The organism is Actinopolyspora lacussalsi subsp. righensis (assembly GCF_900116555.1).
In the GTDB taxonomy this organism is placed as follows: domain Bacteria; phylum Actinomycetota; class Actinomycetes; order Mycobacteriales; family Pseudonocardiaceae; genus Actinopolyspora; species Actinopolyspora lacussalsi.
This window is the reverse complement of record NZ_FPAT01000001.1, coordinates 155414-179109: the sequence shown is the minus strand read 5'-3', so window position 1 is coordinate 179109 and position 23696 is coordinate 155414. Positions and strand designations below refer to the sequence as shown.

The 23696-nt window shown below is 64.8% G+C and carries 18 protein-coding genes; 2 read left to right on the top strand and 16 right to left on the bottom strand.

Translation table 11 applies throughout. The annotated features are described in order from the left end of the window. Nucleotides 1-111: 111 nt before the first annotated feature. The 16 genes from BM394_RS00810 to BM394_RS00735 form a co-directional block, all read right to left on the bottom strand. Nucleotides 112-1122, bottom strand: coding sequence for a sugar phosphate isomerase/epimerase family protein (locus tag BM394_RS00810; protein WP_092973591.1), 1011 nt, complete (start codon nucleotides 1120-1122; stop codon nucleotides 112-114). 24 nt (nucleotides 1123-1146) lie between these two features. Continuing rightward, nucleotides 1147-2559: an alkaline phosphatase family protein gene (locus BM394_RS00805; RefSeq protein ID WP_092972748.1), complete on the bottom strand. Its 1413-nt coding sequence runs from the start codon at nucleotides 2557-2559 to the stop codon at nucleotides 1147-1149. Next, nucleotides 2556-3719: a metabolite traffic protein EboE gene (gene eboE, locus BM394_RS00800; protein ID WP_092973589.1), complete on the bottom strand. Its 1164-nt coding sequence runs from the start codon at nucleotides 3717-3719 to the stop codon at nucleotides 2556-2558. The genes BM394_RS00805 and eboE overlap by 4 nt, the downstream gene beginning before the upstream one ends. Before the next feature lie 2 nt (nucleotides 3720-3721). Continuing rightward, complete coding sequence (locus tag BM394_RS00795) at nucleotides 3722-4582, bottom strand: TatD family hydrolase (protein WP_092972746.1); 861 nt, start codon at nucleotides 4580-4582, stop codon at nucleotides 3722-3724. Beyond that, nucleotides 4582-5256 (bottom strand): EboA domain-containing protein, encoded by a 675-nt coding sequence (locus BM394_RS00790; protein WP_175529903.1) that lies wholly within the window; start codon nucleotides 5254-5256, stop codon nucleotides 4582-4584. The genes BM394_RS00795 and BM394_RS00790 overlap by 1 nt, the downstream gene beginning before the upstream one ends. Beyond that, nucleotides 5253-6092 (bottom strand): sugar phosphate isomerase/epimerase family protein, encoded by an 840-nt coding sequence (locus BM394_RS00785; protein ID WP_342752561.1) that lies wholly within the window; start codon nucleotides 6090-6092, stop codon nucleotides 5253-5255. Before BM394_RS00785 ends, BM394_RS00790 begins: the two co-directional genes overlap by 4 nt. A 65-nt stretch (nucleotides 6093-6157) precedes the next feature. After that, complete coding sequence (locus BM394_RS00780; RefSeq protein WP_175529902.1) at nucleotides 6158-7048, bottom strand: SCO3242 family prenyltransferase; 891 nt, start codon at nucleotides 7046-7048, stop codon at nucleotides 6158-6160. Beyond that, on the bottom strand, nucleotides 7045-8229 hold the full coding sequence (locus BM394_RS00775) for an inositol-3-phosphate synthase (RefSeq protein WP_092973585.1): 1185 nt from the start codon (nucleotides 8227-8229) through the stop codon (nucleotides 7045-7047). The genes BM394_RS00780 and BM394_RS00775 overlap by 4 nt, the downstream gene beginning before the upstream one ends. A gap of 137 nt (nucleotides 8230-8366) precedes the next feature. Further along, nucleotides 8367-12647, bottom strand: coding sequence for a ThuA domain-containing protein (locus BM394_RS00770; protein ID WP_245779888.1), 4281 nt, complete (start codon nucleotides 12645-12647; stop codon nucleotides 8367-8369). Between the two features lie 290 nt (nucleotides 12648-12937). Further along, on the bottom strand, nucleotides 12938-13807 hold the full coding sequence (locus BM394_RS00765) for a sugar phosphate isomerase/epimerase family protein (protein ID WP_092972739.1): 870 nt from the start codon (nucleotides 13805-13807) through the stop codon (nucleotides 12938-12940). Nucleotides 13808-13835: 28 nt separating this feature from the next. Further along, entirely contained in the window at nucleotides 13836-14999 is a 1164-nt protein-coding gene (locus BM394_RS00760) for a Gfo/Idh/MocA family protein (protein ID WP_092972737.1), read from the bottom strand. Between the two features lie 109 nt (nucleotides 15000-15108). Next, nucleotides 15109-16173 carry a substrate-binding domain-containing protein gene (locus tag BM394_RS00755; RefSeq protein ID WP_092972735.1) on the bottom strand — a complete coding sequence of 355 codons (1065 nt, stop codon included), beginning with the start codon at nucleotides 16171-16173 and terminating at the stop codon, nucleotides 15109-15111. 56 nt (nucleotides 16174-16229) lie between these two features. Further along, a complete protein-coding gene (locus BM394_RS00750; protein WP_092972733.1) occupies nucleotides 16230-17261 on the bottom strand; it encodes an ABC transporter permease in 1032 nt (343 codons plus the stop codon). Beyond that, a complete protein-coding gene (locus tag BM394_RS00745; RefSeq protein ID WP_092972731.1) occupies nucleotides 17258-18769 on the bottom strand; it encodes a sugar ABC transporter ATP-binding protein in 1512 nt (503 codons plus the stop codon). Before BM394_RS00745 ends, BM394_RS00750 begins: the two co-directional genes overlap by 4 nt. Before the next feature lie 120 nt (nucleotides 18770-18889). Next, nucleotides 18890-20089, bottom strand: a complete 1200-nt coding sequence (locus tag BM394_RS00740; RefSeq protein ID WP_092973583.1) for an ROK family protein — start codon at nucleotides 20087-20089, stop codon at nucleotides 18890-18892. Nucleotides 20090-20464: 375 nt separating this feature from the next. Continuing rightward, nucleotides 20465-21553 (bottom strand): terpene synthase family protein, encoded by a 1089-nt coding sequence (locus BM394_RS00735; RefSeq protein ID WP_245779886.1) that lies wholly within the window; start codon nucleotides 21551-21553, stop codon nucleotides 20465-20467. Between the two features lie 463 nt (nucleotides 21554-22016). Here BM394_RS00735 and BM394_RS00730 point away from each other — a divergent pair, with 463 nt between their 5' ends. Next, nucleotides 22017-23141 carry a polyprenyl synthetase family protein gene (locus BM394_RS00730; protein WP_092973579.1) on the top strand — a complete coding sequence of 375 codons (1125 nt, stop codon included), beginning with the start codon at nucleotides 22017-22019 and terminating at the stop codon, nucleotides 23139-23141. A 52-nt stretch (nucleotides 23142-23193) separates the two neighbouring features. Beyond that, on the top strand, nucleotides 23194-23595 hold the full coding sequence (locus tag BM394_RS00725) for a hypothetical protein (protein ID WP_092972729.1): 402 nt from the start codon (nucleotides 23194-23196) through the stop codon (nucleotides 23593-23595). The last annotated feature ends 101 nt before the right edge of the window (nucleotides 23596-23696 follow it).

Below are 23696 nucleotides of genomic sequence, written 5' to 3'. Positions count from 1 at the left end.
TTGTCGGGGAAAGACTTGGCAAACCGCGCAGTCGGTTTGCCAAGTCGGTTTTGGAGTTGGTGTCACCGGAAGTGGCGACTGACAGTTTTCGCCACGTGAGATCGGGAGGCCCTACTGTGTCTCGGAACCGAAAGCGGCATCGAAAGACGCCGCAGGCGGAGTGAAGTTCAGGTTCCGCACGAACTCCAGCGCTTCGGGAGCTCCCCGCAGCCGATCCATGCCCGCGTCCTCCCATTCGATGGAAATCGGACCGTCGTAGCCGATCGTGTTGAGCGTGCGGAAGCAGTCCTCCCAGGGGACGTGGCCGTGCCCGGTGGACACGAAATCCCAGCCACGCCTGGGGTCTCCCCAGGGGAGGTGTGAGCCGAGCACTCCACTGCGGCCGTCATTGCTCCTGACACGCGCCTCCTTGCAGTCGACGTGCAGGATGCGGTCCTGAAAGTCCCACAGAAAAGTCACCGGATCGAAGCCCTGCCACACGTAATGCGAGGGATCGAAGTTCAGTCCGAGTGCGGATCGGTGGTCCACCGCTTCGAGAGTACGAACCGTGGTCCAGTAGTCGTAGGCGATCTCGGTGGGATGGACCTCCAACGCGAACCGGACACCACACTCGTCGAACACGTCGAGAATGGGGTTCCAGCGGTCGGCGAACTCCTGGTAACCACGCTGCACCATTTCGTCGGGAGTCGGCGGGAACATCGCCACCGTGTACCAGATCGGAGAGCCGGTGAAACCGACGACTTTGTCCACACCGAACTCGGCCGCGGCTCTCGCCGTGTCCCGCATCCGTTCCGCGGCACGTTGTCGAACACCTTCGGGATCACCGTCCCCCCAGATCTCCGGGGGAAGGATGTTCCGGTGTCGTTCGTCGATCGGATAATCGCAGGTGGCCTGGCCGAGCAGGTGGTTCGACAGCACCCAGCAGTTCAGATCGTGCTTTTCCAGTACCTCTCGTTTCCGCCGTACGTAGTCCTTTTCCGCGAGCGCCCTGTCCACCTCGAAGTGATCACCCCAGCAGGCGATCTCCAGGCCGTCGTAGCCCCATTCCGAGGCGAGTTTGGCCACGTCCTCGAACGGCAGGTCGGCCCACTGGCCGGTGAACAGTGTGATCGGTCGGGGCATGATCATCCTTTCCCGTGGTGGTGTTCAACGCGTTGTCCGTCGCGGTTCGCGAAGGCCGGAGAGCTCGAGCAACAGGTCCTTGACTTCCGTGGCGTGGTAACTCTCCCGGCCGAAGCGTTCATCGGAGCACAACAGCACCGGTCCGTGGGAGGCGCTGTCCGCGAGCCTGCCGTGACTGCCGTGAACCGGGGTCGGATCGAGCGGTACCACGTTCATCCGGTACCGCAGTCCCAGTTTCTTGCGGGCCACCGCTGTCGCCGCGCGTAACCTGACCAGCCGGTCGCGGGGATCCATGAACAGTTCGGCCGGGTCGTAGCCGGGCTTGCGGTGGATCTCCACGTGCGTGGCGAAATCGGGGGCCCGTGCGTCGTCCAACCAGTAGTAGTAGGTGAACCACGAGTCGGGTTCGGCTACCGCCACCAGGTCACCGGTCCGTTCGTGATCGATGCCGTACCGTTTCTTGCCCGATGTGTCGAGAACTTCGTCGACACCGGGCAGCGCACCGACGACGTCACGTACTCTGGCGAGATCATCTGTGTCCCGGACGTATATGTGCGCCGCCTGATGATCCGCGACGGCGAAGGCACGGGAACTCCACGGATCGAGGTACTCCATGCCCGCCTGGGTGTGTACGTGCAGCAGTCGTTCTCGCCGCAGTGCGCGATTGATGTCGATCGGCCGGCTCACCTCTGTCATGCCGTACTCCGACAGGGCCAGTACCGTGACTCCTTGCGCTTCCGCGCGGTTCAGCAACGGAGCCAACGCCCTGTCCACTTCCCGTGCCGCCGCCGCGGCTCGGGGACTGTCCGGGCCGTAGCGTTGCAGGTCGTAGTCGAGGTGCGGGATGTAGGCCATCGTCAGGTCCGAACCGCGAGTGGACAGCAAGTGGCCGGTGGCCTCGGCGATCCAACGGCTGGACTCGATCGAAGCGGTCGGTCCCCAGTAGTTGAACAGCGGAAAGGTCCCGAACTTGTCGGTGAGCTCGTCACGCAGCCCCGTTGGGTAGGTGTAGCAGTCCGGCGACTTGCGTCCGTCCGCGTGGTAAACGGGACGAGGGGTCACGGTCTCGTCGACGTCCATCCCCATCGCGTACCACCAGCAGACGTTGCTGACCCGGTAGCCGGGATCCCGCTCGCGTGCCGCTTGCCAAATCTTTTCGCCGCGCACCAGCCCGTTGTACTGGCGCCAGAAGAAGACCTCACCGATGTCACGGAAGAACCAGCCGTTACCGACTATGCCGTGGTCACCGGGATGTCGTCCGGTGAGCAGACTGGACTGCACCGGACAGGTGACGGCGGGGAACACGGTTTTCAGCTCGGCTCGAAAACCACGGCGCGCTATTCGGTCCAGATTGGGCATGTGTTCGAGAAGTCGGGGGGTCAAACCCACCACGTCCAGCAGCAGTACCGGAGTACGTGCCTCGGCTGTGTGATTCATCGACCTTCCTCCGTGAGTCCGAGTTCGAGCAGTCGGCGCCGGGCCCAGTCGAGTTCGGCCGCGATCCCGGCACCGATGCTCGCGGAGTGATCTCCCGAGTCCGGGAGTACATCCCAGGTGTAGGTCTCCACCTCCACGTGTCGGGTGTGTGCCGTGTTGTCGCCGAGCAACGAGCGGAGGGTCTCGCCGAGCACGTCATGCGTCCCACGCAGCGAGGCACTCGGGTCAGTGTGCAGCGGAGTGTGGAAGTGCACCCGCCACGGTTGATCCCCCGAGAGTTCGCCTGCCAGCGCCGAACCCAGATCATCGACGGCACGCCGGACCCCGTCGCCGCTCTGCTGGGTCTGATGCAGAAACCTGGGTTCCACGAAGGAGTTCAGTTCCGCACGTTGCGTCGAGTCGCCGGGATTGTCCACCCGCAGCGCGGAGGACGCCTGCGTTTTGACCACTGGCAGGCCGGCTTCGTGCAGCCGTCGCAGCGCTCGGTGCGGGTTTTCGAACGCCACGGCCACGTGGCAGGTGTCCAGACAGATCCCGAGGTGCTCGGTGTCCGTTCCGGACAGTGCGGAAACGAGCTGATCGGTCGTCTCCAACACGCATCCCGGCTCGGGCTCCAACCCGACTCGCACCGAACGTCCCTCCCGCGCGGCTAGTCGAGCGAGCCCGTCGGTCAGTTCGGTCAGGTGTGCCAGGGCTCGGTTGTGGTGGTGTTCCGACCACCACGCGCCCCATCCCAGCGGTAGTGTGGACACGCTGCCGCTGGTGACGTCTTCGGGTAGCAGATGGGACAGTAGTTTCGCCAAGTCGAGTGTGTAGTCCAGTCTCGCGCGCTCGGACCAGTCGGGCCGGTACACCGCGTGTTTGACCACCGCTCGTTGGAAGCCCCGATAGGGGAAACCGTTCAGCGTCACCACTTCCAGGCCCCGTGCCAGCAGCTCGGTGCGCAGTCGGGCCAGCGCGGTGTCGTCCTCGACCAACGTGGTGGCCACGTCCCGTGCCAACCACAGTCCGAGCCCGAGCCGTTCGACGCCCAGCCGCCGGCGTATCGGTACGGCGTAGTAGTCGAACTGAGCGATGATGCCTTCGAGGTCTTCCGCTGGATGCACGTTGGTGCAGTAGGCCAGGTGTACGGTTGATCCGTCACGATGACGAAATCGCATGATCACCGTTTCCCGCGTTCGATGGAGTTTCCCGCGAAAGTGGTGCCGTCACCGTCCCCGAGCGTGGATGTCTCCGTGCGCAGTCGACCACTCTGCCCGTAGAATCCGACCGGGTTCGACCAGAAAACGGTGTCAACCGCGGCCGGTTCGAAACCGGCGGCCAGCATCGCGTGCGCGGTTTTGCTCGTTTTCAGCGGATCGCTCTTGCCCCAGTCGGCCGCCGAATTGACCAGCATCCGTTCCACGCCGTACCCGCGCATTATCCGAACCATCCGGTCCTCGTCCATCTTGGTGTCCGGATAGATCGAAAACCCCATCCAGCAGCCCGATTCCGCCACGGCTTCGACAGTCACCTCGTTGAGGTGATCGACGACGACACGTTCGACGGGGATGCCGGACTCCCGGATCACATCGAGGCTGCGCCGCGTCCCGGCCTCCTTGTCCCGGTGCGGGGTGTGTACGAGCACCGGTAACTCGTGCTCGGCGGCCAGTTCCAGCTGAGCGGCGAAGGCATCGTCCTCCTCGGTGGTCATGGCGTCGTAACCGAGCTCGCCCACCGCCACCACGCCGTCCTTGGCCAGGTAACGGGGCAGTACCTCCAGTACGTCACGGCATCTGGGGTCGTTGGCCTCCTTCGGATTGAGACCGATGGTGCAGTGATGCGCGATACCGTACTGCGAAGCCCGGAACGGTTCCCATCCGATCAGACCGTCGAAGTAGTCCACGAAGGTTCCGACCGACGTGCGTGGCTGCCCCACCCAGAAGGAAGGCTCGACCAGGGCCCTCACTCCTGCCCGGTACATCGCGTCGTAGTCGTTCGTGGTTCGCGAGCTCATGTGGATGTGCGGGTCGAAAATGCGCATCATGCCTCCTTGGCGGAGTGGGGTTGTGCCGGGTCCACGACCAGCCACACGTCGTTGGGGATCTCCCGTCCGGCCGCGCTGCGCTCCCTGGCGTAGTCGGTGAGCATGCGTGCCAGCTCGGCGTCGGCACGTTCCGGCACTCCGGAGACGTCCCGTAGTGGAATTCCGAGGAACACGCACTTGAGCACGCCCTGCCGGTAGGCGGGTGCGTCGAGATGGCGGGCGCCGAACTCGGCCATTCCCGCTGCGATCAGACCGGTGTCGTTGCTGCGCAACGCGTCCCGTACCAACGGCAGCCCGGCATCCACCAGCTCCGGTTCTTCCCGGAGCACACCCGCACCTCGCAGTACGCCGCGTTTCTCCGCGGCATCGCCGTACCGGTACAGCGCGCTGATCTCCGTTCCCAGCTCGGCACCCGTCAACGGCAGCGCCGTCAGCAGCAACGCGCGCACCGCGTCCTCGCTGCTCCAGGTCCGCAGTGTTCCGGACTCGGCGGCCGCATCGTCGATGAGCGGGCCACGACCGCATTTCCTGCCCGCCGCGGGAAAGAGCGTGCCGATCGCACGCACCCCCGTGGCGATGTCCGTCAGTGCCTCGTCCAACCAACGCCCCGCGGTCTCGTGGATCCGCTCGTCGAGCGCGGCACGCAGTTCGGCCGGATTCGGAGCGGTCATGCTGTCACCTCCGTGGCTGCCTGTCGAAGAAAACGCAGCGAGCGCTGTGCCACGGCGGGCGCGGCGTGGCTGTGTCGGGGTAGTTCCACGGAGACCAGACCGCGGTAGCCCACCTCGCGCAGCGCGGCCATCACCGGTGGGAAATCGATGTCGCCCTCGCCGAACTCCAGGTGTTCGTGCACGCCACGTCGCATGTCGTCGATCTGGACGTTGACCAGGTCCGGGCCGGCACGGCGTACGCACGCCGGTACGTCCACGGGTTCCAGACAGCGGCAGTGCCCGATGTCCAGCGTCACCCCGAACAGCTCGGGGTGGTTCAACTTCGCCGCCAGCTGTTCGAAACCGTCCAGGTCCTGGACGAACATGCCGGGTTCCGGCTCGAAACCCAGCTTCACGCCGTACTCGGCAGCGGTGTCGAGAACCTCCGAACAACCTTCGACCAGCAGCGACCACGCCGTTTCGTCGTCGAGGTGGTCGGGTTTCGTGCCGCTCCAGAACGAGACGACCCCGGCCCGCAGTTGCGCCGCGATGTGTACCGCACGGTGCAGCAGGTCGAGACGCAGTGCTCGGCCGGGTTCCGACAGCAGCGTCGGATGGTGCTTGTGTCGCGGATCGAGCAGATAGCGTGCGCCCGTTTCCACCACCGCGTCGAGTTCCAGTCGTTCCAGATCTCGTCTTAACCGTGCGGTGTGTTCGGCCACGTCAGGGTGAAACGGATCGAGATGGTCGTGATCGAGCGTTACCGCGACTCCGTCGTAGCCCTGCTCGGCCAGGATCTCCAGCGAATCCGTCAGCCGGTGGTTGTCGAATCCGTTCGTGCCGTATCCGAAACGCAGTGTCCGCTCGGAGCCGGAGTGTTTCGGCAGCGCCGTCGCGTTTGTGGGGAAGGAACCGATTTCGCTCATGTCGGTGACACCCGTCCGAAGAGTCGTCGCGCGATCGGGAAAAGCGTCAGGACGGTGGCCGCCCGCCGTGGAGCTCCTCCCCCCGCGGTCAGCGCCGCTTGCAGCGGGATCATCCCGAGAATTCCTGCACTGGTGGCTTGTCGCAGTCGTGCCGGGCTCGGGTCGCGGAGAGCTTTCAACTGAGCGGTCCCGGTCGTGCCCACGTAGACGGCCAGTGCCGCCGACATCGTGGCCCCGACGAGGCGGTGCCGCGATTCCGGACCTCCTACCGCGGTCATCCGGATCGCTCGGGGGAGAAGCGCTGAGACGATCGTGGTCGTCATCGTCAACGCGGCCCGGGGAACCCGTCGGGACGCTCCGCTGACCTCCGCACGCCCCACCGTGCTGACGCCGTAGGTGTGGGCACCGATGGCGGCGGCCGCCGGTGCCGCGTCGCGGAAACCACCGGGTCCGGCGCCGTGCAGCACGTCGAGTGCGCGAGCGGCGGCCATCGTGGCTGGACCGGCCGGAGTCCGTTTCAATCCCATGTTGTAGCCCCAGACCGTGCCCGCCAGCGGTACGGTGACGCGCAGGGTCCGCCTGCCGCAGGAGAGCGCGGCGATCGTCGTGGCCAAGCCGGTGAACGAGATCGCCAGGCCCAGCGCGAGGCCGGGCGGAACCCGGCCGGACGGAATCGGCCTCGCCGGTCGCTCAGCCGCGTCGACCTCCCGGTCGGCGTAGTCGTTGAGCGCCATGCCCGCCCAGTACAACAAGCACGAGGACAACATCAGCATCGTCGTCTGACGCGACGGGTGTCGTGCGGCGGATCCGGCCGCTACGTCGCCGGGCACCGACAGCGCGGCCGGAGCGCGTACGAGTTCCACCAGTGTCCGAATTCGCACTGTCATCCCTCCTTGAGTCGTTCGACGAAGGAACGCAGCGCTTCGAACTGGGCCACCAACCGATGCTCTTCCGAGGCCACCGGATCCTTGAAGAAGAAACCGAGCTGGGGGAGCGGACCGGAGTGCCCGCGTTCGTGTGCCCGTGCCAGCAGCCTGGCCAGGTCGAGTACGAGAGGTGCTGCCAGGGCGGAGTCGCAGCCCTGCCAGGTGAACTGCATGCTCATGCCGTTGCCGAGAAACCCCTCGAAGGAGATGTGGTCCCAGGCGGTTTTCCATTCGCCGAGAGCGGGGACGTAGTCGATGTGCACGTCCCCGTCGACCGGATGCCCCAGCGATTCGCCGATGGCACGTTGCTTCGAGGTGGTTTTGCTGGTCACGTTGTTCGGGTCGGCGAGGTTGCGTCCGTCACCGCCGCCGAGCAGGTTGGTGCCGGACCAGGAGCGGACGTGTAGCGCGCGGCTGGAGAACATCGGCAGCAACGCGCTTTTGACCAGTGTCTCGCCGGTTTTGCCGTCGCTGCCCGCGTATGGCACCCGTTGTTCCGCGGCCAGCTGATCCAGCGCTGGTAACCGAGCTCCGACGGAAGGCGTGAAGTCGGCGTACGGACAGCCCGCTCGCAGGGCCGCGTAGGCGTAGAGCGAGCTCGGCGGAAGTGGTCCTCCTTCGGCCGGGTCGGGATGCCGCAGGCCGTTCTCCAGCTCTTCGAGATCGGCGTGTTCCCGTCGGGACGGTGGGTGTGCTTCGGTGGCGGCCACATTGATCACCACGACGCGGGACAGCGCGTACAACTCCCGGAAGGAGCATAGCTGTTGGGTCAGCCGTTCGGCCGCTTCCAGTTGGTCGTGGCGTTCGTCCGCGGTACCGATGCCGGACCGGATCCGGTTGTCCGCGGCCGTGAGATCGGTGTGAACCAGTTCGCGCAGTCCGCGCGGCAGCACGCCCCCCGCCTCGAGTTGCTCGGCCCGCTTCGGTAGCGGCGTGTCGGTGATGTCGTGCCCGGCGAACACCAGTCGGTCGAATCCGGGCATCGCGGGGTCCATGAGTTCCGGTGATTCGGTGACGCAGCCGGTGGGGGGAATCAGCCGGTCGCGCAGTGCCGCCGCGCCCGTGATCGCCGTGGTCGCGACCGATCCCCGGGCGCCGATTAGCCAGACTCCGGTACGTCCGTCGCTCTCGGGACTCGTCAATGGACGGCCCTCCTCGTTCGCCTCGATCCGTTCGGCACGCCCCGACCGCCGGACGGGTGCGGCAACATCCGTCCGGCGGCGGAACTCGCCAGGTGGCACGGTCCCGGTCCCGCGCGGTGCGAGACCGGGACCGGAACTCACTTGCCGATATCGGAACGCCCGGCGGCGCTCATGATCCGACCCTTGTCACGTCCGGAGATGACATCGTCCGCCAGCAGCTCGTTCGTCACCCGATCCACGTGGGACACGAACCGCCCGTGAGCGTCGTAGCCGGCCTGTTCGTCGATCAGGTCGTTGATCGTGCAACCGTTCCCGGAGTCCCGGTTGGTGACGCCGGTGTCGTCGGAGCCGATCACCACGGTTTTCCGCAGGTCCGAACCAGGGCAGGAGTCGGTCCTGATCTCGAGGGTGAACGTGCCCACCTTCGACGTGTTGCCCGCCTCGTCCGTGGCCCGGTACCGCACGGTGTGCTCGCCCGCTCCCCGTACGGTCACCGGTTCCGCGTAGTCGGTCCAGCCCTGCTCGTCCACGCGGTACTCCACGGTCGCCACCCCGGACCCGCTGTCCGAGGACTCCAGGGTGACGCTCACGGGAGTGTTGTAGGTTCCCGCGTAATCGCCGTGCGGATCACCGTTGGGCTCGGCGGGGGAGGGAACGGCCGAGACCTTCGGCGCGGTCACGTCGATGCCCTCGTCGACACGGACGTTGCGGAAGGCGACCGTGTCCTCGTCACTGTGGTTCTGCAGCCCGATGTGACCGTTGCTCAGATCGACGTTCTGGTCGTCGTCGACCCAGTGGGTGATCCGCGCACCGTTGAGGTGGACGGTGATCGACTCTTCGGTCACGACGATCTCGTAGGTGTTCCACTCACCGGCCGGGTTCAACGCGGCGTCGCGTTTCTCCTGGTCGGGAGCCTGTTCGTCATAGATCGCCCCTGTCTGGTTCTCCGGGGCGTCGGTGGGATCTATCTGGATCTCCTCACCGTTGTTGACGGCCGACCAGGGATCGTCGCCCGGGTCGGGGAAACCGACGAACACCCCGGAGTTGTCCTGGTCGGAGAGCTTCCAGTCGAGCTTCAGCGAATAGGGCGCCGTGAACTGCCGGTCACCCAGCCAGTACAGCCCCATGCCGCCGGTGGAGCGCAACGTGCAGTTCGCGGTGTGCTCGAACCCGCCGGGACCGGCCTGTTTCCAGCCGTTCATGCTGGCCACGGTGCCGTCGAACAGACTGGTGTAGCCCTGCTCGGGTTGCACCGGTTCACAGTTCGGCGCGGCATCGGAGCGGCTCAGGTGCATCGAGTCCACGTCGAACAGGCCACCCGAACCGCTGCCCGTGAACACCAGGAACAGCTCGTCCGAGCCACCCGGATCGGTCACCGGAACGGGGCCGACGTCGGTGTAGGTGCTCCAACCGCCGGTGTTGGGTACATCGGCGGTGGCCACCACCGGTCCGTCCGGTGCACCGGAACGCACCTCGATCGTGCCACCCGGACCGCCCGAGGAGACCCGGAACGTGGCCGAGCGAATCCCATCGAGGTTGTACGGAGTGAACGAGATCCAGTCACCCGACTGGATGTGCCCGACCCTGGCGCCGGCCTCGGCACCCGCACTGTCCTCCACGAGCTGCACGCCGTCGCTGTCTTCGAAGAACTCCGCCTGCTTGCTCGCGGGCTGCATGATGATCTCGGCGGAACCGGTCAGGGCGGGCGCCTGCTCGGTGGGCGAGGTGTCGGTGTAGCTGGCGTTGAGCACACCGTAGATGTCGGCGCCCTGGTGGCCGTCCGTGTTGGAGGTTTCGATGGTCCCGCTGCAGCCGTTGGCCTCGCTCAACGGGTGCCCGTGCGAGTCGTTGCCGGTGGAGTGGCCCAGGATGTACTCCACGTGCACCTTCGAGCAGTCGACCGCCGTGCCGTCCGGATCGGTGACCGAGACCTCGTAGTTGATCGTGTCCCCGAACTCGAACACCTTGCCCGCCGCGGGCCGTTGGAACGTCACGTTGGGAGCGGTGTTGCCCACCACCACGGTTTCACTGGCCGAACCGGTTTTGCCGGTCTGGTCGGTGACGGTCAGCGTGGCGGTGTGCTCGCCGTCCGAGGTGTAGGTGTGCGTGGGGTTGGTTTCGGTGCTGTCGGTCCGCCCGTCCCCGTCGAAGTCCCACGCGTAGCTCAGCGAGTCACCCTGGTCCGGATCCGAGGATCCCTTCGACGAGAAGTCGACCTCCAACGGCGCCTGACCGTTCGTCGGTTCGGCCGAGATCTGTGCGGTGGGGGCTCGTCCGTCACGGGTGTAGTCGATCCGGTACACGGCCGAGTCCTCGGCGCCGCCGAAGTACCCACTGCCGTAGTCGAGTACGTACAGCGAGCCGTTCGGACCGAACTCGATGTCCATCGGACGGGTCAACGTCATCGAGGAGAAGAAGTCCTCGATCCGCGACGGCTGACCGTTCGAGTCCGGAGTGATCGTCTTGATCCAACCTCGTCCCCACTCGTAGGCGAAGAACTTGCCGTCGTAGGAGGCCGGCAGTTTCGTGGTGGAGGGGTTGTCGGCGTCGTAGTTGTAGACCGGTCCGCCCATGGGTGACTCGCTGCCCGAGCCGAGTTCGGGAACCGAGTCGTCGTTGTAGGGCAACCACGCGGGCTTCGCGGTGGGAAGTTGCGTGAGTCCGTCGTTGTTGGGGGAGTCGTTGACCGGATTGGCGCAGTCGAACTCGCCGTTGGAGTTACCGGTGGCGAAGTCGTAGTCGTGGTAGGCCTTGTTGTCACCCACGCAGTACGGCCAACCGTGATTGCCGGGCTCGGTGACCCGTTCGTACTCCACTATGCCCGCCGGGCCGCGTTGTGGATCGGCGGTTGCGGCGTCGGGACCGTAGTTGCCCACGTAGACAGTGCCGGTCCGCTGATCGACCGAGATCCGGTAGGGGTTGCGGAAACCCATCGCGTAGATCTCGTCGCGGGTCTTGTCGCTGTTGTCCCCGGCGAACAGGTTGTCCTGCGGGACGCTGTACGAACCGTCCGGTGCGACGTCGATCCGCAGCACCTTGCCACGCAGGTCATTGGTGTTACTCGAGGTGCGCTGTGCGTCGAATGCCGGGTTGCGGTTGCCGCGTTCGTCGATCGGGGTGTAACCGCTCGACTGGAACGGGTTCGAGTCGTCCCCGGTGGACAGATACAGCGAGCCCTCGGGGCCGAAGGCGATGTCCCCGCCCACGTGACAGCACATGCCGCGGGTGGCGTCCACCCGCATGATCTGCTGCTCGCTGGTCATGTCCAGGGAGCCGTCCTGAGCGAGTTTGAAACGCGACAGCTGGTTGTATCCCTGCCACTCCTCGAACGTCGCCGGATCGTCGGCAGTCGCGGGGGCATCTCCCGAGGGGGTGTTCAACGGGGGAGCGTAATAGAGGTAGACCCACCGGTTCCGCTCGAAGTTCGGATCGATCGCCAGCGACTGCAGACCTTCCTCGTCGTGGGTGTATACGGGGATGTCGCCAGCCACTTCGGTGTTGCCGGACGCGGTGGTGTAGTACAGCGTGCCTTGGCGTTCGCTGTGCAGCACATCGCCGTTCGGCAGTACCGCCATGCCCATGGGCTCGCCGACCTCGTCGGCCGTTTTCGCCAGTGTCACCTGGTTGAGAGTCCCCTCCGCTGCGGCCTCGCCGCAGTCGGCCGAGACGGCGCCCGCCGCGGTCCGAATACCGCCCGCCAGATGGTCCAGGAAGTTCTGGTTCGAGAAGGACTCGGTGGTGTGTCCCATTCCCGTGTACCAGGAACGGCCACCCTGATAGGGCTGACACCAGCTGATCGGGTGGTCCTCGCCCATCGAGCCACCGTCGTAGGTGGACTCGTCCAGCGTGCTCAACACGTGCACGTCTTCGCGCGGATTGGGCGAGTAATTGTACCATTCGTCGGTGCGATTCCACTCCCTCGGTAGATGGGAGGTGGAGGGGTGCTCGGAGTCGGTGACGTTGACGGTGGCTTCCTGAACGGCCGGGTGCGAGTCGAAGTAGGCCCCGACGAGGTCGCCGTAGAACGACCAGTCGTACTCCGTGTCCGCCGCCGCGTGCACACCGGCGTAACCGCCGCCGTTGTTGATGTACTTCTCGAAGGCCGCCTGTTGCGTCGCATTGAGCACGTCACCGGTGGTGGACAACCACACGACCGCTTCGTACTGCTTGAGGTTGTCGTAGGTGAAGGCCGAGGCGTCCTCGGTAGCGGTCACTCCGAAATGGTGCTCGTTGCCGAGCTGTTTCACCGCCTCGATTCCGGCCGGGATGGAACCGTGTCGGTAACCGGCGGTCTTCGAGAACACCAGTACGTTGAATTCCTGGTGCTTCGGGGTGACATCCGCCGCGGAGTCGGTGTTGTTCGCGGCGGTAGTGGAGTCGTCGGACCGGGCGGCGGCGGGCGCGCCGAACGCGATCATGGTTCCGACGAGAAGTATCGTGCTGAATGTCGCCGCTAACGCTCTACGTAATAACGGTGGCACGGTGTCTCCCTCTGTAGACAGCATGCTGCTTCGGTTTCGAATACTGGTTGCGCGACAGATTTCCTTTACCGGACTCGGCATTTCCGATACGGCCGGTTCCCGATTCTCGTTCCGGGGCGATGCCGGACCGTCGCGAGGAGCGAGGAATCCGGTTGACCGGCTTCACGGGTATGACGGATCCGACGGAACGACTCGATCGAGCACTCGATCGAAATCTCGGATCGTGCTCAGCATCCGAGACGTCGAAGGTAGCGGTATCCCTCCCTCGCGGTTTCCCTCGGGTGCGGTTGGTCGTCGCGTTCCACGAGGAAGTGGCGTATCCCGGCGTGCTTCCCCGCCGCGAGAATGCGTTCGTAGTCGATAACACCCTCGCCCAGGTCGGCGAACGAACCGTCCTGGGCCATTCCCTTGATGTGCGCGAGTGGAAATCTGCGAGGGGCCCGTTCGAACAGTTCCAGGGGATCGACGCCCGCCTTGATCACCCAGTAGAGGTCCACTTCGAAGTCGACCAGATGCCGGTCGGTCTCCTCCAGCAGGACGTCGTACGGACGCTTGCCCTCCAACGTCTCGAACTCGTGGGCGTGGTTGTGGTACCCGATCCGGACACCGTGCCTGCGTGCCAGATCACCGGCCCAGTTCAGCCGTTCGGCCAGCCGGTGGTACGAGGCCAGGTCATCCGCGGAGAACCAGGGAAGTACTACCCAGCGCTGTCCCAGCGTCCTGGCCCGGTCCAGTAGCTGCTCCAGCTCGTCCCGTTCAGTGGGGATGTCCTCGTGGGCTGCGGGGCTCCGGAGCCGCAGCTCTCGCAGCAGATCGCGCGCTTGTTCCGGTGTGTGGTCGTACAGTCCGGCGAACTCCACCTCCGAGTAACCGACCTCGGCCAGGTACGAGAGCGTCTCGGACACCGACTCGCTCATCATGTCGCGCATGGTGTAGAGCTGGATTCCGATCCTGCTCCGCGGTATGTGCGGCCCGTGGCCCCACTCCGCTCCCGCGAACGCCGTTCGCGCTCCCACGGTCGAGGCTCCCACCGCCAGCGCCGCCGCACCCGCACCGCGGAGAAAAGCACGTCTGCCGTTGTTCGTGAACTCCCGCATGACCGATCCTTTCGTGCTCGAAGGTGATTCACGACTCGTTCTGCCGGGGGACCTCCGTCCACACGCTCTGATTGCTCGAGCTGTGCTCGACGGCCGCCAACACGTGTTGCACCGCGAGGCCGTCGGCGAACGAAGGCTCGGGATCGCCGTCGGTGCCGACGGCTTCGAGCAGGTCCCGCATCTGATGCGTGAAGGTGTGCTCGTACCCGAGTCCGTGACCCGGTGGCCACCACGCGTGCATGTAGGGGTGGTCCGGTTCGGTGGCCAGTATCCTGCGGAAGCCGGCTGTGGACTCGTCCTCGGTGTGGTCGTGGAACAGCAGCTCGTTCATCGACTCGAAGTCGAAGGCCAGACTGCCCGCGGAGCCGTTGAGTTCCAGTCGCATGGCGTTCTTGCGCCCGGTCGCGAACCGGGTGGCCTCGAAGGTGGCCATTCCGCCGCCGTCCAGCCGTGCGAGGAACGCCGCCGCATCGTCCACGGTGACCTCTCCGTAGGAGCCGCTACCGTCGTCGAGCGGACGTTCGGGAACGAATGTCTGCGTGATTCCGGACACGCCAGTGATGTTCTGCCCCGTGACGAACCGGGTCAGGTCGACAATGTGAGCGCCGATGTCACCCAGCGCACCCGAGCCGGCCCGCTCCCGGTCGAGGCGCCACATCATGGGAGATTCCGGGTCCACGATGAAGTCCTGCAGGTACTGGGCGCGTACGTGCCGAATCGTGCCGATTCGGCCGTCGGCCACCATCCGCCGAGCCAGGGCCAGCGCCGGAACCCTGCGGTAGTTGAATCCCACCATGCTGCGTACACCGCGTTCCCGTGCCCTTCGAGCGGCATCGGTCATCGCGCTCGCTTCCGCGACTGAGTTCGCCAGCGGTTTTTCGCAGAGTACGTGTTTGCCCGCTTCCAACGCGGCGATCGCTATCTCGGGGTGGGTGTCACCAGGGGTGCAGATGTCGACCAGCGCCACGTCCCGACGTTCGATCAGTTTCTCCCAGTCGGTTTCGACCGCGGCCCATCCGAGGCGTTCGGCGGCCGCTGCCGTGTTGTCCGATCGACGCCCGCACAACGCGGCCATCACGGGCTGTACGCGTGTGTCGAAGACCCGGCCGACGGTACGCCAGGCCTGTGAGTGGGCCGCTCCCATGAACGAGTACCCCACCATCCCGACGCCCAGTCGGTCGTTTTCCGTCATCGGTCACGGTCACCTTTCTGTGTAGTGGCTCGTCCCGCTTCACGGGGAGCACCTCTTCGTTCGGTGCCCCGGAAGGTGTGTCCGCTGCTCGTGGCTGTTCTCGGCTCGCTCAGAACGCCGTTTTCAGGTATTCGTCGACGTTGTCCTTGGTGACGGTCGCCGAGTGCAGCGTGATCTCACTGGGTACGGCACTTTCCACCAGCCCCGACACGCTGCGCTGCTGTGCGATGAGCCTGGCCATGTTGACGGCCGAGGCGGACATGGTCGGCGGGTACGACACGGTGGCGGCCATAGGGCCGTCACCTGCCTTGATGTGTTCCATCATCACCTTCGAACCGGCGCCGCCCACCATGAAGAACTCGTCGCCCCGGTTGGCCTGCTCGATCGCGGCCAGTACCCCGACCCCCTGGTTGTCGTCGTGGTTCCAGACCGCGTCTATGTTGTCCCTGGCCTGCAACACGTTTCCCATGACCTGGCGACCGGACTGCGGGGTGAACTCGGCGCTCTGACTCATCGTCACGCTCAACCCCCGTGATTCGAGCGCTTCCGCGAATCCCCTGCTGCGCTCGCGGGTCAGCTCCAGGTTGTCGATGCCCGCGATCTCGACGATCACCGGGTTCTCGACGCCCTGCTGCTCGAGACGATCGGCGATGAAGTTGGCCGCGTTGACCCCCATGCCGTAGTTGTCCCCGCCGATCCAGGTGCGATAGGCCAACTTCGACGCGAAGACGCGGTCGATGTTGACCACCGGGATGTTCGCCCGCATCGCCTGTTCCGCCACCTGGGTCAGCGATTCACCGTTGAACGGCAGGATCGCCAGTACATCGACCTTTTTGTTGATCAGCGTCTTGACCTGTGATATCTGACGGTTCACATCGTTGGTGCCTTCCGTGGCCTCCAGGTTGACGTCCTCGAAGCTCTCGGCCTGGGCGGTGGCGTTCGCGCCGATGGCACCCATCCAACCGTGATCGTCGGAGGGAATGGACAGTCCGATCGTGACGGTTTCGCCGGGTTGCGAGTTGTCACCCTGCTGTTGGCCGACGAGCTGGTTGGCGCCGTCGGACTCGCCGCTGCCGCTTCCGGTGCAGGCGGTGAGCAGTGCGCCCGCTCCCACGGCGGCTCCTCCCATCAGGAAACGGCGGCGTTGCGTCGCTGAACTGTCCCACTTCGACATGTCGATACTCCTTCGACGACGGGTACTGCACGGTCTGGTCAGGAATCCCTCCGGTTTCAGCCGGCCGATTCCTTGTTGGCACGGCGTTGCAGCAGCACGGCGATCACGATGATCACGCCCTTGGCTATCTGCTGGATCGGAGTGGACAGGTTGTTCAGCACGAAGATGTTGTTGACGGTGGTGAACACGACCACCCCCAGAATCGAGCCGATCAGTGTGCCGCGGCCGCCGGAAAGCAGCGTGCCGCCGAGAATCACCGCCGCGATGGCGTCGAGTTCGTAGAGATTGCCGTGGGTGCTGGCTCCGGTGGCGGTGCGGGCCGTGAGCATGATCGCCGCGACGGCGCAGCACAGCCCGGACAGTACGAACACGATCGTGCGAATTCGACGTACATCGATACCGGCGAGCCTGGCTGCCTCGGCGTTACCACCGACGGCGAACACGTGCCTCCCGAACGTCGTCCGGTTCAGCAGTAACCATCCGAGGACCACGGTGGCGGCGAACATGTAGACGAGCAGCGGGATGCCCAGGAACTCCGTCGTGGCGATGGCACCGAATCCGTCCACCCGCACGACCTGCGGCTGCCCTCCCGAGATGAGGGTGGCCATGCCGCGGTAACTGGCCAGGCCCGCGATCGTCACGATCAGCGACACGAGACCGCCGTAGGCGATCAACACACCGTTGATGAGACCGCACACTCCGGCCACGACGACCGCGGTGAACAGCATCCCCCACAGCCCGAACTCCTGGGTGGCTCCCGTCGTGGCCCACACCGAGGCCAGGGCGATGATCGCGCCCACCGACAGGTCGATACCACCGCTGATGATCACGAAGGTCATCCCGATCGACAGCACGCCGATGATCGACGCCTGACTCAGCAGCAGCACCAGATTGGATACCTCGAAGAAGTTGTCCGTGGTGAAACTGCCCACCGCGATCAGAATCACCAGTACGGCCAACAGGCCGAGAATCTGCCGCTGATTACCGTCCGAGAATCTCGCGCGAGCGCTTCTCGTTCTCGGCGCCGCGGCTGTGGCGGACCGTGATTCCGACGCCGGCACCGTGTCGGTCTGCGATTGCTCCGTCACGCGGCACTCCCTTCGATGAACAGATCGAGCACTTCGGCCTCGTCGATCTCGTCGGCGGGGGACTCCCGAACGATTCGTCCCTCGCGAAGCACCAGGACGCGATCCGAAAGACCGAGAACCTCCGGTATCTCACTGGAAACCAGCAGCACCCCCACCCCGGAGTCGGCCAGCTCACGCACCAACGCGTAGATCTCGGCCTTGGCACCCACGTCGACACCTCGGGTGGGTTCGTCCAACAACAGCACCCTGCAGTCGGTCAGCAACCATCGAGCCACTACGGCCTTTTGCTGGTTTCCCCCGGACAACACCCGCACCGGTTGTTTCGTGTCCGATGGCTGGAGGCGCAGCGCGGTGGTTACTTCCTCGGCAGCGGCTTGTTCCCCGGTCCTGTCCACCCAGCCCAGCCGGGCGTAGCGCCCCAGAGCGGCCAGCGAGACGTTGTGCGCGATCGACTCGTACGGAACCAGGGCCTGACTCTTGCGTTCTTCCGGAGCAAGCCCCATCCCGGCACGTACGGCGGCTCGCACATTGCCCGGTGGGAGACGTCCACCGGCGAGTTCCACCCCTCCGCTACGGGGTTTGCGCGCCCCGTAGACGGTCTGCAGGATTTCCGAACGGCCCGACCCCACGAGTCCGGCTATTCCCACGATCTCGCCACCGCGCACCGTGAACGAGATGTCCTCGAACTCACCGGTGCGGCTCAGCTCCGCCACCCGGAGCAGTTCGCTCTGCTGCTCGGGAGCGCTCACGGAGTTACGTTCCGGGAAGGCGGAGACCATACTCCGCCCCGTCATCAGCGACACGACCCGTTCCGTGGGGGTGTCGGCCGCGGGAAGGCCCTCGGCCACTGTCCGGCCGTCCTTGAGCACGGTGATGCGGTCGCCGATCTCACGGATCTCGTCCAGCCGGTGTGAGATGTAGACGATCGCGATTCCCTGCCTGGTGAGTTCCTCGATCACCCGGAACAGGCCCGAGATCTCGTCGTGGGCGAGCACGGCCGACGGCTCGTCCATGACGATCAACCTCGCGTCGAGGGAGAGCGCGCGTGCCATGCTGACGAGTTGTTTGCTCGCCGATGACAGCTCACCGACCTCTCGTGCCGGGTCGATCTCGCCGTGCCCCAGTCTTTCGAGCAGTCGCCGAGCGTTTCGCCGCATCTCGGCGCGTCGTGCGAAGCCGACAGTGGTCGGCTCGTGACCGAGGAAGATGTTCTCGGCGACCGACAGGCCGTCGACCAGGTCCAGTTCCTGGTAGATCGTGGCGATACCGAGTTTCATCGCCGCGGCGGGACTCCGGGCCGAGACCGTGTCGCCACCCCACTCGATGGTTCCCCCGTCGGGCCGTTGTGCTCCCGCGAGCACTTTGATCAATGTCGATTTGCCCGCGCCGTTCTGTCCGAGCAGGCAGTGCACCTCGCCGGTTCGCACCTCGAGGTCCACCCCGTCCAGCGCACGCACGCCGGGAAAAGTTTTCATTATTCCGCGCATTTGAAGCAGGGTCGTACTCATTCGCTGCACTCCTCGAACCGTCGTGCGTGGGGGAGACGCGAGGTGATGCCGAATCGAGTGACGGCTCCGGCGGGAGGTGGTGCACAACACCTGGTGAAACTGATCATCGTCACAGTGCCCCTAACGTTCCTCGATGCCACGCGGTACGGACAGGACCTGGTCGCTGATCAACCTCGCACCGCCGACCACTCCGGCCGCCGCGGCCAGTTCGGACAGCACGATCGGCAGGTTGCCCGTGGCCAGTGGTAACGACCTGCGATAGACAGCGCTGCGCATCTCGGCCAGCAGGGAGTGGCCCGCGCCCGCCACACCGCCGGCCACGACCACCAGCCCGGGGTTGAAGAAGCTGACCAGGCTGGCCAGCACCTGTCCCACGCGATGCCCACCACTTCGCAGTAGCTGTACCGCTGCGGGATCGCCCACCGAGACGGCGTCGGTGACGTCGGCGGCCGAGAGTGCCCCCGACTTCTCGAACAGCTCGGCCAGCCGTGGGGACTTACCGGCCCGTGCCGCGGCCATCGCGTCCCGGGCCAGCGCTGTTCCGCTCGCGTAGGCCTCCAGACAGCCGCTGTTTCCACAGGCGCAGGGCGGCCCGTTCTCCTCGATCTGGATATGACCGATGTCGCCCGCGCTGCCCGAGACCCCCCGATGCAGCTCACCACCGACGACGATGCCGCATCCGATGCCGGTACCTATCTTGACCAACAGGAAGTCGTCGACGGAGCGGGCCACGCCCGCGTGCAGCTCACCGAGAGCCATCAGGTTGACGTCGTTGTCCACCTGTACCGGCACACCGAGAGCCTGGCTCATCGTCTCGCGCACCGGGTACTGGTCCCAGCCCGGCATGATCGGTGGGGCTACCGGAGCTCCGTCGCGGAAACTCACCGGTCCGGGGATGCCGACACCGGCACCGTGGATCTCCGGGGCGGTGCCGTCGGCACGTAGCTTGCTCAGCAGGTCGAGTGCGGTGTCCAACACGGTGTCGGGGCCGTTGTGGACTCCGATCTCAGCATTGCCGTGCCCGAGAACATCGAGCTGTCCGTCGGTGATGGCGACATCGACGGAGGTCGCGCCGATGTCCACGCCGACGAATCGCAGATGCTTCGACAGCCGGACGATCGAGGAACGGCGTCCGCCTCGGGACGCGGCGAATCCGCCGCTCTCCACGAATTCCAGTTCCGTGAGCCGGTCGACCTCGTGGGCCAGTTTCGACCGGGAGAGCTTGAGTGCCTCGCCCAGTTCCGCTCGGGAGTGCGGCCCACTGTCCCGCAGCAGTCGCAGCAGTCGTCCCTGCTGGGGGGTTTCCGGGCGTGATGCGATACGCGGCACTGTTTCTCCTCCCGTGTCCGGATCGCTCTCCAGGCGAGGCGAGACGTTAATCACGTTTCACGGGATGTGGCAATACTAGTGCCGCTTTTGAACAAACTTTTGCTGTGTTGAGAACAAAGTTTGTCCGCTGTTCAGAGCTGTGGATTGGTCCGTTCGCAGTAACGAACGGCTCGATCGATCGGAGTTATCTCCGTTCTCGTATCTACTGTGGAGCTGTTCCCGATCTTCGATCGTGTCGTTGCTGCCGACGAACCGGGGTTCGAGCAGCCGGGGCCAGTCGAAGGGACGGTTCGGACTGCTGCCCGGCTCTCGAGTCGGGCCACGTGCTTCCCACGGCTTGTGGAGCACGGTTCGTCCCGAGAGGTTTCAGTGACTGTCCAACCTGTCCCACCACCAGGAGATGGCGGGAAGAGCCGGTGGGCCGGTGCTCGGATCGTACGGAGTTTCCGACCAGTGGGGCGTCCACTGCTCTCCCTCGACAGGAGGTTTCTCGGGGTCGGTCAAACTGGTGTAGCGCGGAACGCGCAGTGCCCAGTCGATGTTGCCGCGTACTCCGTGCGCCAAGCAGTTCAGGTATGTCCGCAACTCTTCGCTCGCGTTCGGCAGGAGTTGGTCCCGCAGTCGCAGGTAGAGCTGAAATATTCGGTCACGCAGGCCGACGGCGCCGGCCAGTGCCCACTCCAGATCCGAACACTCGTGATGCAGCATCACGTTGATGATGTTCTGATCGGTGGAGTCCTGTCGGAGCTCTTTTCGATAGGAGTGCAGGTCGTTGTCCAGCCCCGCCGTCAGGATCGCCGCCTCGGTCGCGGCACGAACCGTCGGATGGTCCATCTCCGCGGCGGGCACCTCGGCGCCATTGCCGATCTCCAACAGGGCCATGGTGGGAAAGCCTCCGGAGCTTCCCAACCGCATCGCGAGGTAGTCGTCGAGGTCGGGCATTTCCCCACGAGCCCGATTGCCCACCTGCCAAGCGACACAGTACAGCCATGCCCGGTGAGCGTCGATGAACCGACGAACCTGGGTAGGAGTGGCCAGCTCCCGCATCGTCAGCCCGATGTCGTGCAGCGCGTCGAGGTAGCGATCACCGGTGGCGTCGGTGTCGCGCGGAGCTTCCAGCACGCGTTGTGCACGTCCCGCATGCTTCGCGAATTCGGCGGGATCGTCTGCCAGTGGCCCGTTGTCGCATCGAACGTCGTCGAAGGCGAATCCCCAGTACACCCACTGTGCGGCGAGCACAACATTGTCCGCGATCCCCTCCGGCGCGAATCGTGAGAAGAATTCAGCACTGTTGGTGCCGAGGACCCAGGCGCGCCTCGTCTCGTTCTCGTAAACACGTACTCTGTCGATCCACTCGATCGCCCGCTTCTCGATTCTGTCCGTGTCCGGATGAAGTGCCGGCTCGATCGGGCAGTAGAACGGCGGAATTCTGAAACGTTCTCGCATACCTGTCATCGTGATCTCCTCGTGAGGCCGTCGTCGCCGGAACGGATGGTGTAAATGCCTCTCGGACACATCGGCCTTCACGGGCCGGCATGCCGGATCGACCTTGTGCTCATTCCTTGCCGGGTGAACGTCGTCGTGAATATCAGAATCCTTGTGGCTGCGACAACCTTTCCCCGGGGGTATCGATACGGAAAACGATGAATCACACTCTTTTTGGGGATGCTCACGCGAATGAGTTACACGCTGATGTGTGAGTGTTGAATCACGAGAATGGGTGTTTATACTTCTTGTGGCTCGTTGCTACCGTGCCTTACGGTGAGCTTCCACAGCGGGATTTCCGTGGCTTCGGTGTGTCCCCACATTGCCGTTGGAACGGCGGGCGTGGTTGTTCCTTCTTCCGATCGCTCGGAAGTCGGTGCCCGCCTACTCTGCCCGTGCTCCCGTGACCGCACAATGCGAACCGGAGGAGACCATGCCAACCGGACATACCGCCGAACGGGTCGCCGTCGATGCGGTATCGAATGATGGGCGAGAGTCCGCAGGGTTGTATCTGGATCGGATTCGGCGGGACGTGGACACGGCATTGGCTCGGTTCATGGACGAGCAGCTCAGCGAATCCGTGGACGAATCTCTGCCACCGTTGGCCGAGGTCGTTAGCCGGTTCGTTACGGGAGGAAAACGACTCCGCCCCATGTTCTGCGTGTGCGGCTGGGCGGCAGCGGGAGGTGATGTCGCAACGCCCGCTGCGTTCAGAGTGGGAGCCGCACTGGAATTGTTCCACGCGTTCGCGCTGATACACGACGACGTCATGGATGCGTCGTACTACCGGCGGGGCAAGCCCACTGTTCACCGGATGCTCGCGATGCGAAACGATGTGCCGAACGACGGGACTTCCGCCGACCGGTTCGGAGAGAACGCGGCGATCCTCGCCGGCGACGTTTGCCTGGTCTGGTCGGACATGTTGTTGCACGATTCCGGGGTCTCACCGCAACGGCTCAGTGATTCACGCCGACTGATCAACACCATGCGCACCGAGATAGTGGCCGGGCAGTACCTCGACATCGACACTTCCGAGAACGATAACGAGGCCGAACTCAGTCGTGCGTGGCGAGTTGTCCGGTACAAGACCGCCGCTTACACCGTGACACGTCCGTTGCAGATCGGCGCCGCGTTGGCCGGTGGTGACGAGTCGTTGCTACGGGCCTGCGACGCGTACGGCTGTCCGTTGGGCGAAGCGTTCCAGCTGCGGGACGATCTGCTCGGTGTCTTCGGGAGGCCCTCCGTAACCGGAAAGTCCGCGCTCGACGACCTGCGGGACGGCAAGCGCACCGTCCTCGTCGCATTGGCTCGTCAGCGCGCCACACCCGCTCAGAACGAGGTCCTTCGCTCGTTGCACGGCGATCCGGAGCTGGATGAAGCGGGAGCCGACCGGGTACGTGAGATCTTTCAGGAGACCGGTGCCCGTAGTGCCGTGGAGGAAATGATTGTCACCCGTCGTGAACTAGCGCTAGATGCCCTGGAACAGGCTCCCGTGACCGAGCAAGCACGACGCGCTTTGCGTGAACTGGCCGATTCGGCGGCCCATCGTGAGTTTTGAGAACCCGACAGAACGGTTCTCCCGTCAAAATGATCAGAAAGGATTTCAGGTCATGTCCAAGAATAATTGCGAGAACAGCACGCTGGACACTATCAAGGATTTCATCGGCAATGTCGCTGACGACGCCAAAACAGCCTTCGACGAGCTGCTCGACCGGGACGATGATGCCGTGGGATTCGTCGAGCAGGGGGTCACCAGTGCTGCCCGGACAGGGATGAAGACGGTCGGGGACGCGGCCGGTACAGCGCAGGGAGCTGTTGGTGCCGCTGGTGACTTGGCGAAGCTCCCCGGTCAGGTCGCGGAGCTGACCGACTCGGTGGGCTCCTTGATCAAGACCTTGGAAAAGGTTCCGGGGATCGGTGACGCGGCAGGTACTGCGAGTAGCGCGGCTTCAGGAGCTTCAGGAGCCACCGGTGCGGTTGGTCAGGCAACCAACGTAGTCGGTGGTCAGTAGAAGGAAGCGATTCGAGGGAAAGCGATCACGATTCCCGCTGATGTGCTGCGACGCGGGAGGATTTTCTTCTTTCTCCTGCGCCGGTTAGGAAACCGTAGTTG